This is a genomic window from Diaphorobacter oryzae DSM 22780 (genome assembly GCF_059568935.1).
On sequence record NZ_JCANUL010000008.1, the window covers coordinates 132,783 to 149,718 of the forward strand.

Below are 16,936 nucleotides of genomic sequence, written 5' to 3' on the forward strand. Positions count from 1 at the left end.
CGAACCATGACAGACCAAGAACCGAAGACATCCCCCACCGCGTCGCCCGCCGCGCCGGCGCCGCAGGACCTGCAGGCCCTGCTGGGCGACGGCCTGGGCCGCCGCTGGTGGCAGAGCATCACGCTGTGGCTGGTCGCCTTGCTGCTGCTGGCCGTGGCGGGCGGCGGGTGGTATTGGCAGGCGCAAAAGCGCGCTCAGGCAGCGCCGCGCTACGTCACCCAGGAGGTGCAGCGCGGCCAGGTCACGCTCACCGTGTCGGCCAACGGCACGCTGCAGCCCACGCGCTCGGTGAACATCGGCAGCGAGCTGTCGGGCACGGTGCGCCGTGTGCTGGTGGATGTGAACGACGTGGTCAAGAAGGGGCAGGTGCTGGTGGTGCTGGACACCACCAAGCTCGATTCGCAGGTGCTGCGTTCGCGCGCCTCCGTGGCCTCGGCCCAGGCACGGCTGGCCCAGACGGTGGCCACCACCAAGGAGGCGCGCGCCGGCCTGGACCGGCTCGAAGAGGTGGCGCGCCTGTCCGGCGGCAAGGTGCCGTCGGCGGCGGAGCTGGACGCGGGCCGCGCCGCCTACGAGCGGGCGCAGGCCGACGAGGCCGCCGCCCGCGCCAGCGTGGAGGACGCCAAGGCCGCCCTGGCCACCGACGAAACCAATGTCACCAAGGCCTCCATCCGCTCGCCGATCGACGGCGTGGTGCTGTCGCGCGCGGTGGAGCCGGGCAACGCCGTGGCCGCGTCGCTGCAGGCCGTGACGCTGCTCACGCTGGCCGAAGATTTGACCCGGCTGCGCCTGGAGGTGAACGTGGACGAGGCCGACGTGGGCTCCGTCCAGCCGGGGCAGAAGGCCACCTTCACCGTCAGCGCCTACCCCTCGCGGCGCTACCCGGCGCGCACCACGCGCGTGGCCTTCGGCTCTACCAAGACCGACAACGTGGTGACCTACATCACCTACCTGGAGGTGGACAACGCCGACCTGAGTCTGCGCCCTGGCATGACGGCGGCGGCCTCCATCACCTCCACCGAACGCAACGACGTGCTCACCGTGCCCAACACGGCGCTGCGCTTCACGCCGGCCGGCGCCCCGGGCGAGGCAGCGGCGGGCGGGCGCGGCGCGGGCCAGGGCGCGGCGGCATCGGGGGGCGGCGGCATCATGTCCCAGCTCATGCCGCGCATGCCGCGTTCCTCGGGCCAGCGCCGCGGCACGGGCGAGGCCAAGGGGGCGGGCCCGCAGCGCCAGATCTGGGTGCTGCAGGAGGGCGTGCCCCAGGCCATGCGCGTGCAGGTGGGCATCAGCGACGGCCGCGTGACCGAGGTGGAGGGTGAGGGGCTGCAGCCCGGCATGCAGGTCATCACCGACCAATTGGCGGCGGGGGCGCGGCCATGACCACAGCGGCCGATCCGGTGCCGCTGATCCGCCTGCGCGGCGTCACCAAGGCGTATGGCGAGGGGGCGCTGGCCTTTCAGGCGCTCAAGGGCGTGGACCTGGACATCGCCAGCGGCGACTTCGTGGCCATCATGGGCCCCAGCGGCTCGGGCAAGTCCACGGCCATGAACATGCTGGGCTGCCTGGACCGGCCGACCGCGGGCACCTACCTGTTTCGCGGCATGCCCGTGCAGTCGCTGTCGCGCGACGACCGCGCGCGGCTGCGGCGGCGCTTCCTGGGTTTCGTGTTCCAGGGCTTCAACCTGCTGGCACGCACCTCGGCGCAGGAGAATGTCGAGTTGCCGCTGCTCTACCGCGGCGAGCCCGCGGCCGACCGCCGCGCGGCCGCAGCCCGGGCGCTGGCGGCCGTGGGCCTGCAGGGGTGGGAGCACCACCTGCCGTCCGAGCTGTCGGGCGGGCAGCAGCAGCGCGTGGCGATTGCGCGGGCCATCGTCACCGAGCCCACGGTGCTGCTGGCCGACGAGCCCACGGGCAACCTGGACACGCAGCGCAGCCACGAGATCATGGAGCTGCTGTGGCGCCTGAACGTGGAGCAGGGCATCACCGTGATCATGGTCACGCACGAGCCCGACATGGCGCAGTACGCGCGGCGCATCGTGCGCTTCGTGGACGGCCGCATCGAGAGCGACCAGCGCAACCCGCATCCGCGCGCGCTGGCGCAGCAGGGCGCACCGCAGAACGCGCAACAGACTGCGCAGGAGGCGGCGCCATGATGCTGCTCAACTCTTTGCTGCAGGCGCTGCGCTCCATCCGGCGCAACATGCTGCGCTCGTTCCTCACCGTGCTGGGCATCGTGATCGGCGTGAGCGCGGTGATCACCATGGTCACGCTGGGCAACGGCGCCACGATGGCCGTGCAGGCCCAGATCTCCAGCCTGGGCACCAATTTGCTGCAGGTGCGGCCGGGCCAGCGCATGGGGCCGGGCGGCAGCGGCGGCGCGCCCTCGTTCAAGGACGTGGACGCCGACGCCATCGCCCAGCAGATCGGCGGCATCCTGGCCGTGGCGCCCGAGGCGCGCACCGGCGCCACCGTGGTGGCCAACGGGCGCAACTGGGCCACCAGCGTCATGGGCAGCACCAATGCCTGGCTGCAGACGGGCAACTGGACGCTGGCGAGCGGGCGTGAGTTCACCACCGACGAGCAGCGCGTGGGCGCCGCCGTGTGCCTGATCGGGCAGACCGTGCGCCGCGAGCTGTTCGGCGGCGGTGGCGACGTGCTGGGCGAGCGCGTGCGCGTGCGCCAGTTCTCGTGCGAGGTGGTGGGCGTGCTGGCCTCCAAGGGGCAGGGCGCGTTCGGCAACGACCAAGACGACCTGGTGCTGCTGCCCCTCAAGACGCTGCAGCGCCGCGTGACCGGCTCCACGCGCGTGCCCACGCTGCTGGTGTCTATGAAGGACGGCAGCGACTCCGAGCGCGTGAAGGCCGCTCTGACCGAGCTGCTGCGCGAACGGCGCAAGCTGGCCGACACCGACGACGACAACTTCAACGTGCTCGACACCAAGCAGCTGGCCGATACGTTTTCGGGCACCACGCGGGTCATGACCACGCTGCTGGGCGCCGTGGCGGCCGTGAGCCTGCTGGTGGGCGGCATCGGCATCATGAACATCATGCTGGTGAGCGTGACCGAGCGCACGCGCGAGATCGGCCTGCGCCTGGCCATCGGCGCGCTGGAGCGCGAGGTGCTGATGCAGTTCCTCATCGAGGCCGTGGTGCTGGCCGCCCTGGGCGGGCTCATCGGCATCGTGCTGGCCACGGGCGCATCGATCGCGCTGGCGCAGGTGATGGGGATTCCGTACGTGTTCCACGTCGGGGTGAATCTGCTGTCCTTCGTGTTCTCGGCCGGCATCGGCGTGCTGTTCGGCTTCTTCCCGGCACGGCGCGCGGCGCGGATGGACCCCATCGAGGCGCTGCGCCACGAGTGACGGGGTTTTTGATTCAAATATGCCTGTGGCGCTTTATAGGTAAGCGCTTGCAGCTATGTTTTATATAGCAAAAAGGGTGGCCGCGTGGCCACCCTTTCTTGCGCCGCAGGCGGCTGTGGGCTCAGTCGATCGTCAGCGTGGTGGCGCGGCTGGCCGGGACGGCCTTGGCGAGCACCAGCGTGAGCACGCCGTTCTCCAGCCGGGCCGAACTGGCGCTCGCGTCGATGTCCTGCGCCAGCTCCCACGCGCGCTGCACGCGGCGTGGCGCGCCCTCGGCGCTGGTCACGCGCACCTGGTTGCCCTCGATGGCGATGCCGAGCTGCTCGCGCGACAGGCCGGGCACGTCGAGCTGCAGGGTCACGGCCTTGTCGTCCTGTTGCACCTGCACGCCGGCCGTTGCGGGCGTGGCCAGCGCGTTGTGCAGGAAGCGCTGCAGCGCCATGTCGGCGGCACGCGGGGCGGCATAGGCATGGCGGCGGATCACGGGGGCGAAAATCATGGTCATGGCTCCAGGTGTGAAAGGGCGCGGCCGGTGTCTGCGGGCCGCATGGACAGCACATGCGTCTGGCGGCAGGCTTTTCAAGAGCCGTCAAGCGCCGGGCCTGTGGGCATGGCGGGGGCATGGGTTACGCGGCCCGCGCACCGCCGAGGCTTCACAATGCGTGCTGCCCGGTTATTTCCGCCCGACTCCCGTGACCCGATTTCCACGCTTTCCCTTGTCCGTTTTCTGGTGCCGCCGCCTCGGCCTGGTGGCCTGCGCGCTGCTGGCGGCCGGCTGCGCGCGCATCCCCGAAGCCATGCCGGGGCTGGAGCGCGGCCTGCAGTTCACGCCGAACGACTTCGACAGCGCCAGCATGCACACGCGGCACATCGATGCTTCCCAGGCCCGCACCTGCGAGGCCGCGCGCCGCGCGCTGCTGAGCCAGGGCTACCTGGTGCACACGGCCACCGCCGAGACGGTGGCCGCGCGCAAGTACTACCAGCCCCACACCGACATCCACTACGAGGTGGAGATGCGCGTGGTCTGCGCCGCCGAGGGGCAGGGCGATGCGCGCACCTCGGCGTTTGCCAGCGCGCTGCAGGACCGCTATGTGATCAAGAAGGTCAACAATTCGGCATCGCTGGGCGTGGGGGGCATAGGCTCGGTGTCGCTGCCGGTCTCGGCCACCGATGACACCCTGGTGAAGGTGGGCAGCGAAACCATCACCGACCCGCAGTTCTACGAGCGCTTCTTCCAGCTGTTCGACCGCTATGTGGACGTGGCGCCGGCGCCGGTTTCGGCGGGTGTGCAGGCGCCGCCGCCCGCCACCGCCGCCCAGCTGCCCCTGCAGGAGCGCGAGGCGGTGCCCCACGCCGAGGCGGCGCGCGAGGATGCGCCGGGCGAGGGCGTGCCGCCCACCATCCAGCAACTCATGGCCCAGTAGGCACGCCGGGCACGCCCGGTACGCCTGCAGGCCGCAACCCTTTTTCTCATCCCCATTCCCATGTCCCAGTTGTCACGCCGCCAGGTCACCCGCGCCTGGATTGCGGCTCTGTGCGCCGTAGCGGGCGGGGCCGGCTCCGCGCTGGCGCAGCCCGCCGCCGCCTCACCAGCCGCCTCACCCGCCGCCGTTTCCCCCGCCGGCGCCCCCATCAAGGTGGCGCTCATCGAAAGCCTGTCAGGCAGCTTCGCCAACACCGGCGAGGCGGTATTTCGCAACATCGTCTGGGCCATGGAGCGCGTGAACGCGCGCGGCGGGGTGCGGCTGCCGCAGGCCGGCGGCGGCGCCCGGCCGCTGGTGCTGATGCGCTACGACAGCAAGGGCCAGAACGAGGAGGCGCTGTCCGCGCTGCGCGCGGCCATCGACGATGGCGCGCATTTCGTCATGCAGGGCAATTCGTCGGCCACGGCAGCGGTGCTCATCGAGGCCATCAACAAGCACAACCAGCGCGAGCCCGCCAAGCGCGTGGTCTTCCTCAACTACTCGGCGGTCGATCCCATCCTGACCAACGAGAAGTGCAGCTTCTGGCATTTCCGCTTCGACGCCCATGCCGACATGCGCATGGCGGCGCTCATGGACGTGATCCGCGAGGAGCAGGCGCTCAAGAGCGTGTACCTGATCGGCCAGGACTACAGCTTCGGCCAGGCCGTGCTGCGCGAGGCGCGGCGCCAGTTGGGTGCGCAGCGGGCCGACGTTGCCATCGTGGGCGACGAGCTGCACCCCGTGGGCCGCGTGAAGGACTTCGCGCCCTACGCCGTGAAGATCAAGGCCAGCGGCGCGCAGGCCGTCATCACCGGCAACTGGGGCAACGACCTCACGCTGCTCGTCAAGGCCGCGCGCGAGGTGGGCTTCGACGGCATGTTCTACACCTTCTACGGCAACGCCCTGGGCGCGCCCGCGGCGCTGGGCGAGGCCGGCGTGGGCAAGGTGGTGGCCGTGGCCGACTGGCTGCCCAACCTGCCCACGCAGGGCAGCGAGGCCTTCTACCGCTCCTTCCGCGAGCGCTTTCCCAGGCCGCAGGACGACTACGTGCACATGCGCATGCAGCTCATGGTGGAGTCGCTGGCCCAGGCCCTGGAGCGCGCCGGCAGCACCGAACCGCTGCCCGTGGCCCGCGCGCTGGAGCAGGCCAGCGTGCGCCTGCACGGCCAGGCGGGTGCCATGCGCGCGCAGGACCACCAGTTCCAGCAGTCGCTGGTGGTGGGCGTGATGGACCGGCTGGGTGCGCCGGGCGTGCCCTTCGACGTGGAAGGCTCGGGCTACGGCTTTCGCGTGGTGCGGCAGATCGCGGCAGACAAGGCGGCGCAGCCCACGAGCTGCCAGATGCAGCGGTTCTGAGGCAGCGCTTCCGAGCCGGAGGGCTCAGAGCCGGCGCAGGCTTTTCACCTCGATCTCGGTCGACTGCCGTTTCTTCTCGACCTCGCCGTGGATTTCCACCATGTCCGTGGGGGAGACGGACTGCTCCTGCCACCGGCGTGGGTCGATGTCCACCGCCATGGTGCCGCTCGCATCCTTGAACTGGTAGCGCTCGCCGCCCAGGTGGCGTTCGATGGTGCCGCGCAGCGTGACCGGCGCATCGTCCGCCAGGGCCTTGGCTTGCTCCACGGTGACCACGGCCACCGGGCCCGAGAAGCCGCCGCGCGGCGCCTCGGTGCTGCCGGCCGGGCCGACGCTACCCTGGGCCAGGGCCGAGCCGGCCAGTGCGGCTGTGACGATGAGTGCGGAAAGGGCTTTCATGCCATGACCTCCAAAGAGCGTTGTGAAGGCCTGGATTCTGAAGAGCCATTCTGAGGGTTCGCTGAAGGCTGAAGGCTGAAGGCCGCTACGGTTGCGCGGCCCGGGCCTGTGCCACTGCGCGCCCCAGCTCGATCACCGCCATGGCGTAGTAGCTGGACCAGTTGTAGCGCGTGATGGCGTAGAAGTTCTCGGTGCCCGCCACGTAGCTCGGCGCGGCCGCGCCGTTTTGCAGTTCCACCAGGGCCAGCGGGCCGGCGTGCTGCGCGCCGCCGTCCAGCACCTGCGCGCCCTTGTCGGCCATGCTGGCGGGGCTGAAGGTGGGCAGGATGTCGGGGGCCAGCAGGGTGTCGAGCTGCAGCGTGGCCGCGTCGAACGCCACCTCGTAATGCGTGGGCATGCCGGTGTGCCAGCCGTGGCCCACGAAATAGTTGGCTACCGAGCCGATCGCGTCCTGCGGGCTGCGCCACAGGTCGATGCGGCCATCGCCGTCGAAGTCCACGGCGTAGCGCATCCAGCTCGACGGCATGAACTGGCCCAGCCCCATGGCGCCGGCGTAGCTGCCGCGCGGGGTGTGGGGGTCGATGCCCGTGCGGTCCATCAGGGTCAGGAACTGCTCCAGCTCGCGCTGGAAGAAGGCGCGCCGCTCGGGTGCGCGCGGGTGGGCGTCGGGGAAGTCGAAGGCCAGCGTGGCCAGCGCGTCGATCACGGGAAAGCCGCCCATGTGCCGGCCGTAGATGGTCTCCACGCCGATGATGCCGACGATGATTTCGGCCGGCACGCCGTACTGCGATTCGGCGCGGGCCAGGGCCTCGGCGTTGTCCTGCCAGAAGCGCACGCCCGCGCGGATGCGCACGGGCTCCACGAAGCGCGCGCGGTAGGCGGCCCAGTTCTTGGCCGTGCCCTGGGGCGGCGGCAGCACCAGGCGCGGCACCTGGGGCAGCAGACGCGCCTGGCCGATGGCCTGGCGCACCCATTCGCGGTCCAGGCCGCGGCGCTCGGCCAGGTCGTCGGCGAACTGCATGGCCTGGTCGCGCTGGGCGTAGTGGTAGGCGGGCGCCGGCTTGCTGACGGCTTTCTTGTGATTGTTTTGGGCTGTAGCGCTTATGGATAAAGCGCTGGCAGCTATTAAAAATATAGCTTTTGCGGTGCGTACTGTCATGGTGTGCGTGCGGAAGGGGGCTGCGCCGCGGGCCAGGGCAGGCGGCGCAGTTCGCGCTGCAGCTCGGCCAGGGCGATGGCGGGGTGCGGGGCGTAGCGGGCCTGCTCCACGCGCAGCAGCCACTGTGCGGCGGCCTCGGCGGGCGCGCCCAGGCGTGAGCGCGCCTGGGCGGCCATGGCGCGCGGCGGCAGGTGCGGCGGCAGGGCCAGGCCGGCGCGCGCCAGGCGCTCGCGGGCCTGCTGCAGCAGGCGCTGCCAGGGGTCGTGGCGGCTGCGTTCCCACAGCGTCCAGCCTGCGCCGGCCAGCGCCGCGGCGGCGGCCAGCAGGCCCATCAGGCGCACCAGGTCCTGCCAGCTGGGCGATTCCATGCCCAGCGACCTGAGCAGGTCGAGCTGGCGCCCCTGCGTGTAGTTCAGCACCCACTGGTTCCAGCCGTTGTTCACGGCCTCCCAGACGGCGCGCAGGTTCTGCACCAGCGTGGGGCTGACGACCGCGTCCATGGCCGCGCCGAACGCGCCGCGCGGCGCCTGCAGGCGCTGGAACATGCCCACCCGGCTGGGCGCCACGGCGCCCGTGGGGTCCACGCGCACCCAGCCGCGGCCCTCCAGCCAGACCTCGGCCCAGGCGTGGGCGTCGCTCTGGCGCACGGTCCAGTAGCCGTCGATGGTGTTCATCTGCCCGCCCTGGTAGCCGGTGACGATGCGCGCGGGCATGTCCGCCGCGCGCATCAGCACCACGAAGGCCGAGGCGATGTGCTCGCAAAAACCTTCCTTGCGGTCGAACCAGAAATCGTCGGCCGTGTGCTCGCCGTACAGGCCGGGCTCCAGCGTGTAGGTGTAGCCGCCCCGCGCCAGACGCAGCAGGGCCGCGTTGATGAAGGCCTGGCCGCCGCTGGCGGCCACCTGGGCGGAGAGCTGCGGGTCGGCCCGCATCTGTTGCGCCAGGGCCAGCGTGCGCGGGTTCAGGCCCTCGGGCAGCTCCACGTAGGCCTGCATCTCCGGGCTTCGGCGGCGCGGGCCGTGGGTGAACTGCAGGTGGCTCTCGGCGCTATAGCGCAGCACGCCGCTGACGGGGCGGCTGGCGGCCCATTGCAGCTCGGACGACATCAGGGCCCAGGTGCCCTGCGGCAGCTGCGGGCGTTCCTTGGCGGCGTCGAGCGTGAGCAGCCAGGGGCGGCGGCTGGGCTCCAGCGTGACCTCGTAGCGCAGGGGCTCGCCCTCGACCCGCAGGTTGGCCGGCGTGGGCGTGGCCCAGGTGATGTCCCGCGCCTCGGGCTGCGACAGCGCGAACCAGTCGCGCCCGTTGAAGGCCGTGAGCACGGGCCCGCGAAAGTACAGGCTGCTTTGCGGCGGCGGCTGGCCGCCCGGTGTGTCGAAGCGCACGCGCATGGCCACGCTGTCGTCGAGCACCAGCGAGGCCATGCTGCCGATGCTCATCTGCCCCGACAGGCCGCTGCGCCCCGTCTGCGTGTCGTTGGGCATGCCCCACAGCGGCGCCATGCGCGGAAACAGCACGAAGAGCAGCACCATGATGGGCGTGCCCAGCAGCGCCATGCGGGCGGCCGTGCGCATGGCCACGCCCAGCGGCGGCCGGCCCACGGGCATGTGGGCGTTGACCAGGGCCGTGAGCAGGCCCAGCAGCGCCAGCAGCATGGCCGCCGCCGTGGGCAGGGACTGCGAGAAGAAGAAGTTAGCCAGCAGCGTGAAGAAGCCGAGGAAGAAGATCACCATGGCGTCGCGCCGCGCGCGCAGCTCCAGCGTCTTGAGCGCCAGCAGCATCACGATGAGGGTGACGCCCGCGTCCCGCCCGACGATGGTGCGGTGGGTCAGCAGCGTGAGCACCACCACCAGCGCCAGCAGCGCGCCCGTGGCCCAGCGCCCCGGTAGCGCCCGCCCGCCGAAGGCCAGCCAGCCGCGCCAGGCCAGCAGCAGGCCGGCCATGGCGCCGGTCCACAGCGGGATATGCGCCACCAGCGGCCCGATGCAGCAGGCCACGACGGCCAGCAGGAACAGCGTGTCGCGCGCCTCGCGCGGCAGGTGGGTGAGCCGGCTGGCCAGGTTCATGGCGTGGCTGCGCAGGGCGCGCAGGGTTGGGTTTTGCTATTAAATAAATAGCTATTTGCGCTTGATGCCATTGGTCTACAGGCCGATTTTGTTAAAAAATTTGGTGTTCAGCCGAGCGCCAGGGCTTCCAGGCAGCGCCGGCGGTGGGCGGCGCCGCTGTCCGGCGCGATCTGCCGGCCGGGCAGGCGCAGGCCGTAGTCCACGCCCAGGCGGTCGGCCTGCAGCACCCAGGCGGTCAGGCGCGACAGGCGCGCCTCCGGGTCCTGCAGTCCGGTGGCGGCGGCATCCAGCCACAGCTCGTGGTGCTGGGCCTGCTGGGTGTCGCGGCTCACCAGGCCGTCGGTGCCGGTGGCCAGCGACTTGGCGGCCTTCTTCCACACCACGAGCTTGAGCGGATCGCCGCGCCGGTAGGCGCGCACGCCGTCGAACTCGCCCATGCCGCGCGCGGGTGCATGGCCGCCGCCGCCCGCGCGCGGTTCGCCGGGCGGCAGGGGGGGCGCGGGCATCTCGGGTCGGGGATAGACCAGCACCTGCGCAGCGGGCCGCCACAGCGCCCAGACGCGGAAGGTGCCCAGCGGGTAGCGCGTTTCCACCGTGAGCGTGGGCACGCCCTGCAGGCCGCGCCGCGTGGGCTGGAAGGCCACCTGCACGGTTGCGCTGCCCTCGGCGGGCACATCGGTCCAGGCCCAATCGGCGGGGCCGCCGCTGCGCGCGGCCACGGCAATGCCGTAGCGCGTGGTGCGCCGCGCGTTGTGCAGCTGCACCTGCAGCAGCGTGCCGGAGCCGAGGAACTGCGGCTCGGGCGGGGCCAGGTGCAGCGTGAGCCCGCGCAGCGTGGCATGGCACAGGTACACGCCCGCCGTCACGCTGCCGGCCAGCAGGAAGGTGAGCAGATAGCCCAGGTTGAGCTGGAAGTTGATCGACGCCACCAGCAGCACCAGCAGCGTGAGCGCCAGCATCCAGCCCGCGCCCGTGGGCAGGATGTAGACGTTGCGCTGGGTCAGCGCCAGCGTGTCGGTGCGCGGCAGGCGCGCCGTCCACCAGCGGTGCCAGCGCCCGGCCAGCGCGGCCCAGGGCGTGCGCCGCAGGGCAGCGGCCGCAGGCGGCGCGGCCTGTTCAAGTGCAGGGGGCATGGGTCAGGGCAGGGGAACGGACTCGACCATGGCGCGCACCTGCTCCACGCTGCCCCGGCCCGCGTCGCCCACGGGCACCAGGCGGTGGGCAATGGTCTGCGGCAGGATGGCCTGCACGTCGTCCGGCGCCACGTAGTCGCGCCCCTCGATCAGTGCCTGGGCCTTGGCCGCGCGCATGAGGGCGATGCCGGCGCGCGGCGACAGCCCCTGCAGGAACCAGCGGCCCGAGCGCGTGGCGGCGATCAGGTCCTGCACATAGTTGAGCAGCGGCTCCGCCGTGTGCACGGCCAGCACCTGCTGCTGCAGCGCGGCCAGCTCGTCCTGCGACAGCAAGGGCAGCAGGCCGTCGAGCATGTCGCGGCGGTCGCTGCCGGCCAGCAGCAGGCGCTCGGAGCCGCGGTCGGGATAGCCCAGCGAGATGCGCATGAGGAAGCGGTCGAGCTGGCTCTCGGGCAGCGCGAAGGTGCCCAACTGGTCGTGCGGGTTCTGCGTGGCGATCACGAAGAACGGGTGGGGCAGGGAGCGGGTCTCGCCCTCCACCGACACCTGCTTTTCCTCCATGGCTTCGAGCAGCGCGCTCTGCGTCTTGGGGCTGGCGCGGTTGATCTCGTCGGCCAGCAGCACCTGAGTGAAGACGGGGCCCGGGTGGAACACGAAGGACTCCTTGCCGCGCTCGTATACCGACACGCCCGTGAGATCGCTGGGCATCAGGTCGGCGGTGAACTGCACGCGCGCGAACTGCAGGCCGAAGGTGCGCGCGAGCGCATGGGCCAGCGTGGTCTTGCCCACGCCCGGCACGTCCTCGATCAGCAGGTGCCCGCCCGCCAGCAGGCACGCCACGCAGTCCTGTACACGCGCGTTTTTGCCCACGATCACCGTGTTAAGCTGATCCAAAAGCGATTTGATCTTGTGCTGTGAGTGCATGACACGACGTTATCCGAAAAACAATTGAGACACGGGGAATGACTGTGAGCAAGACGGGCTATTTCACCCATCGCGACTGCTGGAAGCATGAGATGGGACCGGGGCACCCCGAATGTCCGGCGCGGCTGGACGCCATCGAGGACCGTCTGCTGGTGACCGGCGTGGCCGATGCACTGGATCACCGCGAGGTGCCGCTGGCCTCGCTGGCCGACATCGAGCTGGCCCACGATCGCATGCATGTGGCGGCGCTGCGCGGCCTGTCGGACCGGCTCATCGAGGAAGAGGCGGCGGGCGGACCGGCCTACGTGCAGGTGGACACGGACACCTCCATGAACCGCCACACCTGGACCGCCGCGCTGCGCGCCGCGGGCGCCGCCCTGGCGGCCACCGATGCGGTGATGGCCGGCGAGATCGAGAACGCCTTTTGCAGCGTGCGCCCGCCGGGCCACCATGCCACGCGCACCAAGGCCATGGGCTTTTGCTTCTTCAACAACGTGGCCATCGCCGCCAAGTACGCGCTGCAGCGCTACAACCTCAAGCGCGTGGCGGTGGTGGACTTTGATGTCCATCATGGAAACGGTACGGAGGACATCCTGGCCGGCGACCCGCGCGCGCTCATGGTGAGCATCTTCCAGCACCCGTTCTACCCCTTCAGCGGCGACCAGGAGCCCGCGCCCAACATGCTCAATGTGCCGGTGCCCGCCTACACCAAGGGCATGGACGTGCGCGAGATCGTCGAGATGGTCTGGATGCCCCGGCTGGAGGCCTTCAAGCCCGAGATGATCTTCGTGAGCGCGGGCTTCGACGCGCACCGCGAGGACGACATGGGCCAGCTGGGCCTGAACGAGCAGGACTATGCCTGGATCACCATGCGCATCAAGGACGTGGCGCGCCGCTTTTCCAACAAGCGCATCGTCTCGTGCCTGGAGGGCGGCTACATGATGAGCCCGCTGGCGCGCAGCGTGGAAGCCCATGTGCGCGTGCTGGCCGACCTGTGATCCGCTGCGCCTTCCGTGCCGCCCCGCAGCGCGGCACACCGAACCCGACAGGAGATACACACCAATGACTTCCACCACTTCCCAGGACCAGGGCGGCGGGCCGCTGCGCATGGAGCGCGACGGCCGCGGCGTGGTCACGCTCACGCTGGACGATGCGCCGCGCTTCAACGCGCTGGGCCACGAGATGCTGTCCGCCCTGCAGCAGACGCTGGACGCGCTGGCCCGCGACGAGAGCGTGCGCGTGGTGGTGCTGGCCGGAGCGGGCAAGGCCTTTTGCGCGGGCCACAACCTCAAGGACATGGCGGCCAACCCCGAACTGGCCTGGTACCAGCGCCTGTTCGCCCAGTGCAGCCGCGTGATGCTCAGCATCCACAAGCTGCCGGTGCCGGTGATCGCGCGCGTGCACGGCATGGCCACGGCGGCGGGCTGCCAGCTGGTGGCCCAGTGCGACCTGGCCGTGGCCAGCGATGCCGCGAGCTTTGCCACCAGCGGCATCCACTACGGCCTGTTCTGCGCCACGCCCAGCGTGCCCCTGGTGCGCAACGTGCCGGCCAAGCGGGCGATGGAGATGCTGCTCACGGGGGACTTCATCGACGCGCATACCGCGCTGGCGCAGGGCTTGGTCAACCGCGTCGTGGCCCCGGAGGCGCTGGACGCCGAGGTGGAGTCGCTCGTGCAGTCCATCCTGCAAAAGCCCCGCGTGGCCGTGGCCATGGGCAAGGCGCTGGTGTACCAGCAGCGTGAGCTGGGCATGGATGCCGCCTACCAGCTCGCTGGTCAGACCATGGCCACCAACATGATGGACGCGGCTGCGCAAGAGGGCGCCCGCGCCTTCGCGGAGAAGCGCCAACCGTCCTGGAAGGCGTGATGGCAAACGGTTCGGAAAAGCCGATGTTCGATGACGTCGGCCACTGGCTCGAGGCTTTCTCGCAGATCTCCGTGCTCATAGAACTGGGCGCGCTTGCCGCCTGTGCTGCGCTGGCCTGGCTCATGGTGTTTGGCCTGCGGCGCGGCCTGCGCCTGCACGAGGGCGAGCGGCGCTCCATCCTGTTCGGGCGCAAGGTGATCGACGGGGTGCTATTTCCGCTCACCCTGCTTGGCCTGGGCTACGTAGCCCGCGCCGTGCTGGTGAACTTTCTGCCGGTGGTCGTGTTCAAGGTGGCCATTCCCGCGCTGATCGCCCTGGTGGTGATACGCATCGGCGCCAAGGTGCTGCAGGCGGCCTTTCCGCAATCGGCCTGGGTGCGGCCACTGGAACGCACGATCTCCTGGGTGGGCTGGGCCGCCATGGTGCTGTGGGTGACGGGGCTGCTGCCCCTGCTGCTGAAGGACCTGGAGGACATCACCTGGAAGGTGGGCGGCTCCACGCTGTCGGTGCGGACCGTGATCGAGGGCTTCGTGACCGCGGCCGCGGTGCTCATCGTGGCGCTGTGGATCTCCTCGGCCATCGAGTCGCGGCTGCTGCGCTCGGCCACGGGCAGCAGTCTGTCGGTGCGCAAGGCGCTGTCCAACGCCACGCGCGCGCTGCTGCTGTTCCTGGGGTTGATCTTCGCGCTGTCGGCCGTGGGCATCGACCTCACGGCGCTGTCGGTGCTGGGCGGTGCCGTGGGCGTGGGCATTGGCTTCGGCCTGCAGAAGCTGGCCGCCAACTATGTGAGCGGCTTCGTGATCCTGGCCGAGCGCAGCGTGCGCATTGGCGACAACGTGCGCGTGGACAACTTCGAGGGGCGCATCACCGACATCACGGGGCGCTACACCGTGATCCGCTCGGGCGTGGGGCGCGAGTCCATCGTGCCCAACGAGATGCTCATCACGAGCCGGGTCGAGAACCTCTCGCTGGCCGATCCGCGCGTCTGGCATTCCACCGTGGTCAGCGTGGGCTACGACAGCGATGTGGATCTGGTCATGCGCCTGCTGGCCGAGGCCGCGCTGGTGAGCCCGCGCGTGCTGCGCGATCCCGCGCCCAGCGTGGCGCTGTCGGCCTTCGGCGCCGACGGGCTGGAGTTCACCGTGGGCTTCTGGATCAACGACCCCGAAAACGGCCTGCTGGGCCTGCGCTCGCAGATCAACCTGACCATCCTGCGCTCGCTGCGTGCGCATGGCATCGACATTCCCTATCCGCAGCGCGTGCTGCACTGGCCCCAGGCGCCCGAAACGCCGGGTGCGCAGGTGCCTCCGCCTCGTCGGGCGTGATTGCGCAAAGGTGACAGGTCGGGTGCGTGCGAGCGCGGGCCTGGCCTATAATTCGAGAAAAGCACGATCGTTCTTTTTTGAATTCTCCGCATTACCGACCTGCCCAATGCGACGCATGCTGCGGTGCGGAATAGAATGACCTGGTTTACGTACACGTCAAGCAAATCAACAATTGAAGGAGCCGCAGCAATGAAGGTCTTGGTCCCCGTCAAACGCGTGGTGGACTACAACGTGAAGGTCCGAGTGAAATCGGACAACACGGGCGTAGACATCGCGAACGTGAAGATGAGCATGAACCCCTTTGACGAGATTGCCGTCGAAGAGGCCGTACGCCTGAAGGAAAAGGGCATTGCCACCGAAGTCATCGCCGTCAGCTGCGGCGTGGCGCAGTGCCAGGAGACGCTGCGCACGGCGATGGCCATTGGCGCGGACCGCGGCATCCTGGTGGAGACCGATGCCGAACTGCAGCCCCTGGCCGTGGCCAAGCTGCTCAAGGCGCTGGTGGACAAGGAACAGCCCAGCCTCATCATCCTGGGCAAGCAAGCCATCGACGACGACGCCAACCAGACCGGCCAGATGCTGGCCGCGCTGGCAGACCTGCCCCAGGCCACCTTCGCCTCCAAGGTCGAAGTGGCGGACGGCAAGGCCAGCGTCACCCGCGAAGTCGACGGCGGCCTGGAAACCGTGCAGCTCGCCCTGCCGGCCGTGGTGACGACCGACCTGCGCCTGAACGAGCCGCGCTACGTCACGCTGCCCAACATCATGAAGGCCAAGAAAAAGCAGCTGGACACCGTCAAGCCCGAAGAGCTGGGCGTTGACGTGGCCCCGCGGCTGAAGACGCTGAGCGTGGTTGAGCCGGCCAAGCGCGGCGCCGGCGTGAAGGTGCCCGACGTGGCCACCCTGGTGGACAAGCTCAAGAACGAAGCCAAGGTCATCTAAGGCACGGCACGAAGGAGAACAGAACATGACCGCACTCGTCATTGCAGAACACGACAACGCCAGCCTCAAGGCCGCCACCCTCAACACCGTCACCGCGGCCGCCGCATGCGGCGCAGACGTGCACGTGCTGGTGGCCGGCGAAGGCGCCGGCGCCGCCGCCCAGGCCGCCGCGCAGATCGCCGGCGTCGCCAAAGTCATCCACGCCGACGGCGCCGCCCTGAAGGACGGCCTGGCGGAAAACCTCGCCGCCCAGGTGCTGGCCATCGCCGGCAACTACAGCCACATCCTGTTCCCGGCCACCGCCAGCGGCAAGAACGTCGCGCCGCGCGTGGCGGCCAAACTGGACGTGGCGCAGATCAGCGACATCACCAAGGTGGTGAGCCCCGACACCTTCGAGCGCCCCATCTACGCCGGCAACGCCATCGCCACCGTGCAAAGCGCAGATACCGTCAAGGTCATCACCGTGCGCGGCACCGGCTTTGACGCCGCGCCCGCCATGGGCGGCAGCGCCGCGGTGGAGACCGTGGCTGCGGCGGCCGACAGCGGCAAGAGCAGCTTCGTGGGCCGCGAAGTGACCAAGAGCGACCGCCCCGAACTCACGGCGGCCAAGATCATCGTCTCGGGCGGGCGTGCGCTGGGCAGTGCGGAGAAGTTCCAGGAAGTGATCACGCCGCTGGCCGACAAGCTGGGCGCGGCCATTGGCGCGAGCCGGGCGGCGGTGGACGCGGGCTACGCGCCGAACGACCTGCAGGTGGGGCAGACGGGCAAGATCGTGGCGCCGCAGCTGTACATCGCGTGCGGCATCTCGGGGGCGATCCAGCACCTGGCGGGGATGAAGGACAGCAAGGTGATCGTGGCGATCAACAAGGACCCGGAGGCGCCGATCTTCTCGGTGGCGGACTACGGGCTGGAGGCAGACCTGTTCGCGGCCGTGCCGGAACTGGT

16 protein-coding genes are annotated in these 16,936 nt (G+C 70.2%); 10 read left to right on the forward strand and 6 right to left on the reverse strand.

Annotated features, from left to right (window positions below):
* The first annotated feature begins 6 nt into the window (after positions 1 to 6).
* Genes BP68_RS13835 through BP68_RS13845 form a run of 3 tightly spaced genes read left to right on the forward strand, consistent with a single transcriptional unit; the run spans position 7 to position 3,364 of the window.
* Complete coding sequence (locus BP68_RS13835) at positions 7 to 1,383, forward strand: efflux RND transporter periplasmic adaptor subunit (protein ID WP_496372714.1); 1,377 nt, start codon at positions 7 to 9, stop codon at positions 1,381 to 1,383.
* Complete coding sequence (locus BP68_RS13840; protein ID WP_496372716.1) at positions 1,380 to 2,156, forward strand: ABC transporter ATP-binding protein; 777 nt, start codon at positions 1,380 to 1,382, stop codon at positions 2,154 to 2,156. The genes BP68_RS13835 and BP68_RS13840 overlap by 4 nt, the downstream gene beginning before the upstream one ends.
* Positions 2,156 to 3,364 carry an ABC transporter permease gene (locus BP68_RS13845; protein ID WP_496372752.1) on the forward strand — a complete coding sequence of 403 codons (1,209 nt, stop codon included), beginning with the start codon at positions 2,156 to 2,158 and terminating at the stop codon, positions 3,362 to 3,364. Before BP68_RS13840 ends, BP68_RS13845 begins: the two co-directional genes overlap by 1 nt.
* Before the next feature lie 121 nt (positions 3,365 to 3,485).
* Here the strand turns inward: BP68_RS13845 and BP68_RS13850 are convergent, their stop codons facing one another.
* Positions 3,486 to 3,863 carry an Hsp20/alpha crystallin family protein gene (locus BP68_RS13850; protein ID WP_496372754.1) on the reverse strand — a complete coding sequence of 126 codons (378 nt, stop codon included), beginning with the start codon at positions 3,861 to 3,863 and terminating at the stop codon, positions 3,486 to 3,488.
* 193 nt (positions 3,864 to 4,056) lie between these two features.
* Between BP68_RS13850 and BP68_RS13855 the strand changes: the two genes are divergently transcribed.
* Both BP68_RS13855 and BP68_RS13860 read left to right on the forward strand, forming a co-directional pair.
* Positions 4,057 to 4,788, forward strand: coding sequence for a DUF2242 domain-containing protein (locus BP68_RS13855; protein ID WP_496372718.1), 732 nt, complete (start codon positions 4,057 to 4,059; stop codon positions 4,786 to 4,788).
* A gap of 60 nt (positions 4,789 to 4,848) precedes the next feature.
* Entirely contained in the window at positions 4,849 to 6,183 is a 1,335-nt protein-coding gene (locus tag BP68_RS13860; protein ID WP_496372720.1) for a branched-chain amino acid ABC transporter substrate-binding protein, read from the forward strand.
* A gap of 24 nt (positions 6,184 to 6,207) precedes the next feature.
* Here BP68_RS13860 and BP68_RS13865 read toward each other — a convergent pair whose 3' ends face one another.
* From BP68_RS13865 to BP68_RS13885, 5 genes are all read right to left on the reverse strand, one after another.
* Positions 6,208 to 6,582, reverse strand: coding sequence for a YgiW/YdeI family stress tolerance OB fold protein (locus BP68_RS13865; RefSeq protein WP_496372722.1), 375 nt, complete (start codon positions 6,580 to 6,582; stop codon positions 6,208 to 6,210).
* An 85-nt stretch (positions 6,583 to 6,667) separates the two neighbouring features.
* Positions 6,668 to 7,741, reverse strand: coding sequence for a lytic murein transglycosylase B (gene mltB, locus BP68_RS13870; RefSeq protein WP_496372724.1), 1,074 nt, complete (start codon positions 7,739 to 7,741; stop codon positions 6,668 to 6,670).
* Positions 7,738 to 9,804 (reverse strand): transglutaminase TgpA family protein, encoded by a 2,067-nt coding sequence (locus BP68_RS13875; protein WP_496372726.1) that lies wholly within the window; start codon positions 9,802 to 9,804, stop codon positions 7,738 to 7,740. Before BP68_RS13875 ends, mltB begins: the two co-directional genes overlap by 4 nt.
* Before the next feature lie 107 nt (positions 9,805 to 9,911).
* A complete protein-coding gene (locus tag BP68_RS13880; RefSeq protein WP_496372728.1) occupies positions 9,912 to 10,937 on the reverse strand; it encodes a DUF58 domain-containing protein in 1,026 nt (341 codons plus the stop codon).
* A gap of 3 nt (positions 10,938 to 10,940) precedes the next feature.
* Complete coding sequence (locus tag BP68_RS13885) at positions 10,941 to 11,861, reverse strand: AAA family ATPase (RefSeq protein WP_496372730.1); 921 nt, start codon at positions 11,859 to 11,861, stop codon at positions 10,941 to 10,943.
* A 38-nt stretch (positions 11,862 to 11,899) separates the two neighbouring features.
* Here BP68_RS13885 and BP68_RS13890 point away from each other — a divergent pair, with 38 nt between their 5' ends.
* The 5 genes from BP68_RS13890 to BP68_RS13910 all read left to right on the forward strand — a co-directional run.
* Positions 11,900 to 12,859 carry a histone deacetylase family protein gene (locus BP68_RS13890; protein WP_496372732.1) on the forward strand — a complete coding sequence of 320 codons (960 nt, stop codon included), beginning with the start codon at positions 11,900 to 11,902 and terminating at the stop codon, positions 12,857 to 12,859.
* A gap of 64 nt (positions 12,860 to 12,923) precedes the next feature.
* Positions 12,924 to 13,727 (forward strand): enoyl-CoA hydratase, encoded by an 804-nt coding sequence (locus BP68_RS13895; protein ID WP_496372734.1) that lies wholly within the window; start codon positions 12,924 to 12,926, stop codon positions 13,725 to 13,727.
* A 23-nt stretch (positions 13,728 to 13,750) separates the two neighbouring features.
* Positions 13,751 to 15,052 (forward strand): mechanosensitive ion channel family protein, encoded by a 1,302-nt coding sequence (locus BP68_RS13900; protein ID WP_496372736.1) that lies wholly within the window; start codon positions 13,751 to 13,753, stop codon positions 15,050 to 15,052.
* Positions 15,053 to 15,241: 189 nt separating this feature from the next.
* The gene (locus BP68_RS13905) at positions 15,242 to 15,991 is read left to right on the forward strand and encodes an electron transfer flavoprotein subunit beta/FixA family protein (protein WP_496372738.1); all 750 of its coding nucleotides are present in this window, start codon (positions 15,242 to 15,244) and stop codon (positions 15,989 to 15,991) included.
* 25 nt (positions 15,992 to 16,016) lie between these two features.
* On the forward strand, positions 16,017 to 16,936 hold a 920-nt coding region (locus BP68_RS13910; RefSeq protein ID WP_496372740.1), incomplete at its 3' end, for an electron transfer flavoprotein subunit alpha/FixB family protein.

What these genes read in the sequence shown, in the direction of transcription:
- BP68_RS13835 (WP_496372714.1), top strand. Translation starts at nt 7, where the DNA reads ATGACAGACCAAGAACCGAAGACATCCCCCACCGCGTCGCCCGCCGCG.
- BP68_RS13905 (WP_496372738.1), top strand. Translation starts at nt 15,242, where the DNA reads ATGAAGGTCTTGGTCCCCGTCAAACGCGTGGTGGACTACAACGTGAAG.
- BP68_RS13880 (WP_496372728.1), bottom strand. Translation starts at nt 10,937, where the DNA reads ATGCCCCCTGCACTTGAACAGGCCGCGCCGCCTGCGGCCGCTGCCCTG.
- BP68_RS13860 (WP_496372720.1), top strand. Translation starts at nt 4,849, where the DNA reads ATGTCCCAGTTGTCACGCCGCCAGGTCACCCGCGCCTGGATTGCGGCT.
- BP68_RS13895 (WP_496372734.1), top strand. Translation starts at nt 12,924, where the DNA reads ATGACTTCCACCACTTCCCAGGACCAGGGCGGCGGGCCGCTGCGCATG.
- BP68_RS13840 (WP_496372716.1), top strand. Translation starts at nt 1,380, where the DNA reads ATGACCACAGCGGCCGATCCGGTGCCGCTGATCCGCCTGCGCGGCGTC.
- BP68_RS13875 (WP_496372726.1), bottom strand. Translation starts at nt 9,804, where the DNA reads ATGAACCTGGCCAGCCGGCTCACCCACCTGCCGCGCGAGGCGCGCGAC.
- BP68_RS13885 (WP_496372730.1), bottom strand. Translation starts at nt 11,861, where the DNA reads ATGCACTCACAGCACAAGATCAAATCGCTTTTGGATCAGCTTAACACG.
- BP68_RS13890 (WP_496372732.1), top strand. Translation starts at nt 11,900, where the DNA reads ATGACTGTGAGCAAGACGGGCTATTTCACCCATCGCGACTGCTGGAAG.
- BP68_RS13845 (WP_496372752.1), top strand. Translation starts at nt 2,156, where the DNA reads ATGCTGCTCAACTCTTTGCTGCAGGCGCTGCGCTCCATCCGGCGCAAC.
- mltB (WP_496372724.1), bottom strand. Translation starts at nt 7,741, where the DNA reads ATGACAGTACGCACCGCAAAAGCTATATTTTTAATAGCTGCCAGCGCT.
- BP68_RS13850 (WP_496372754.1), bottom strand. Translation starts at nt 3,863, where the DNA reads ATGATTTTCGCCCCCGTGATCCGCCGCCATGCCTATGCCGCCCCGCGT.
- BP68_RS13900 (WP_496372736.1), top strand. Translation starts at nt 13,751, where the DNA reads ATGTTCGATGACGTCGGCCACTGGCTCGAGGCTTTCTCGCAGATCTCC.
- BP68_RS13865 (WP_496372722.1), bottom strand. Translation starts at nt 6,582, where the DNA reads ATGAAAGCCCTTTCCGCACTCATCGTCACAGCCGCACTGGCCGGCTCG.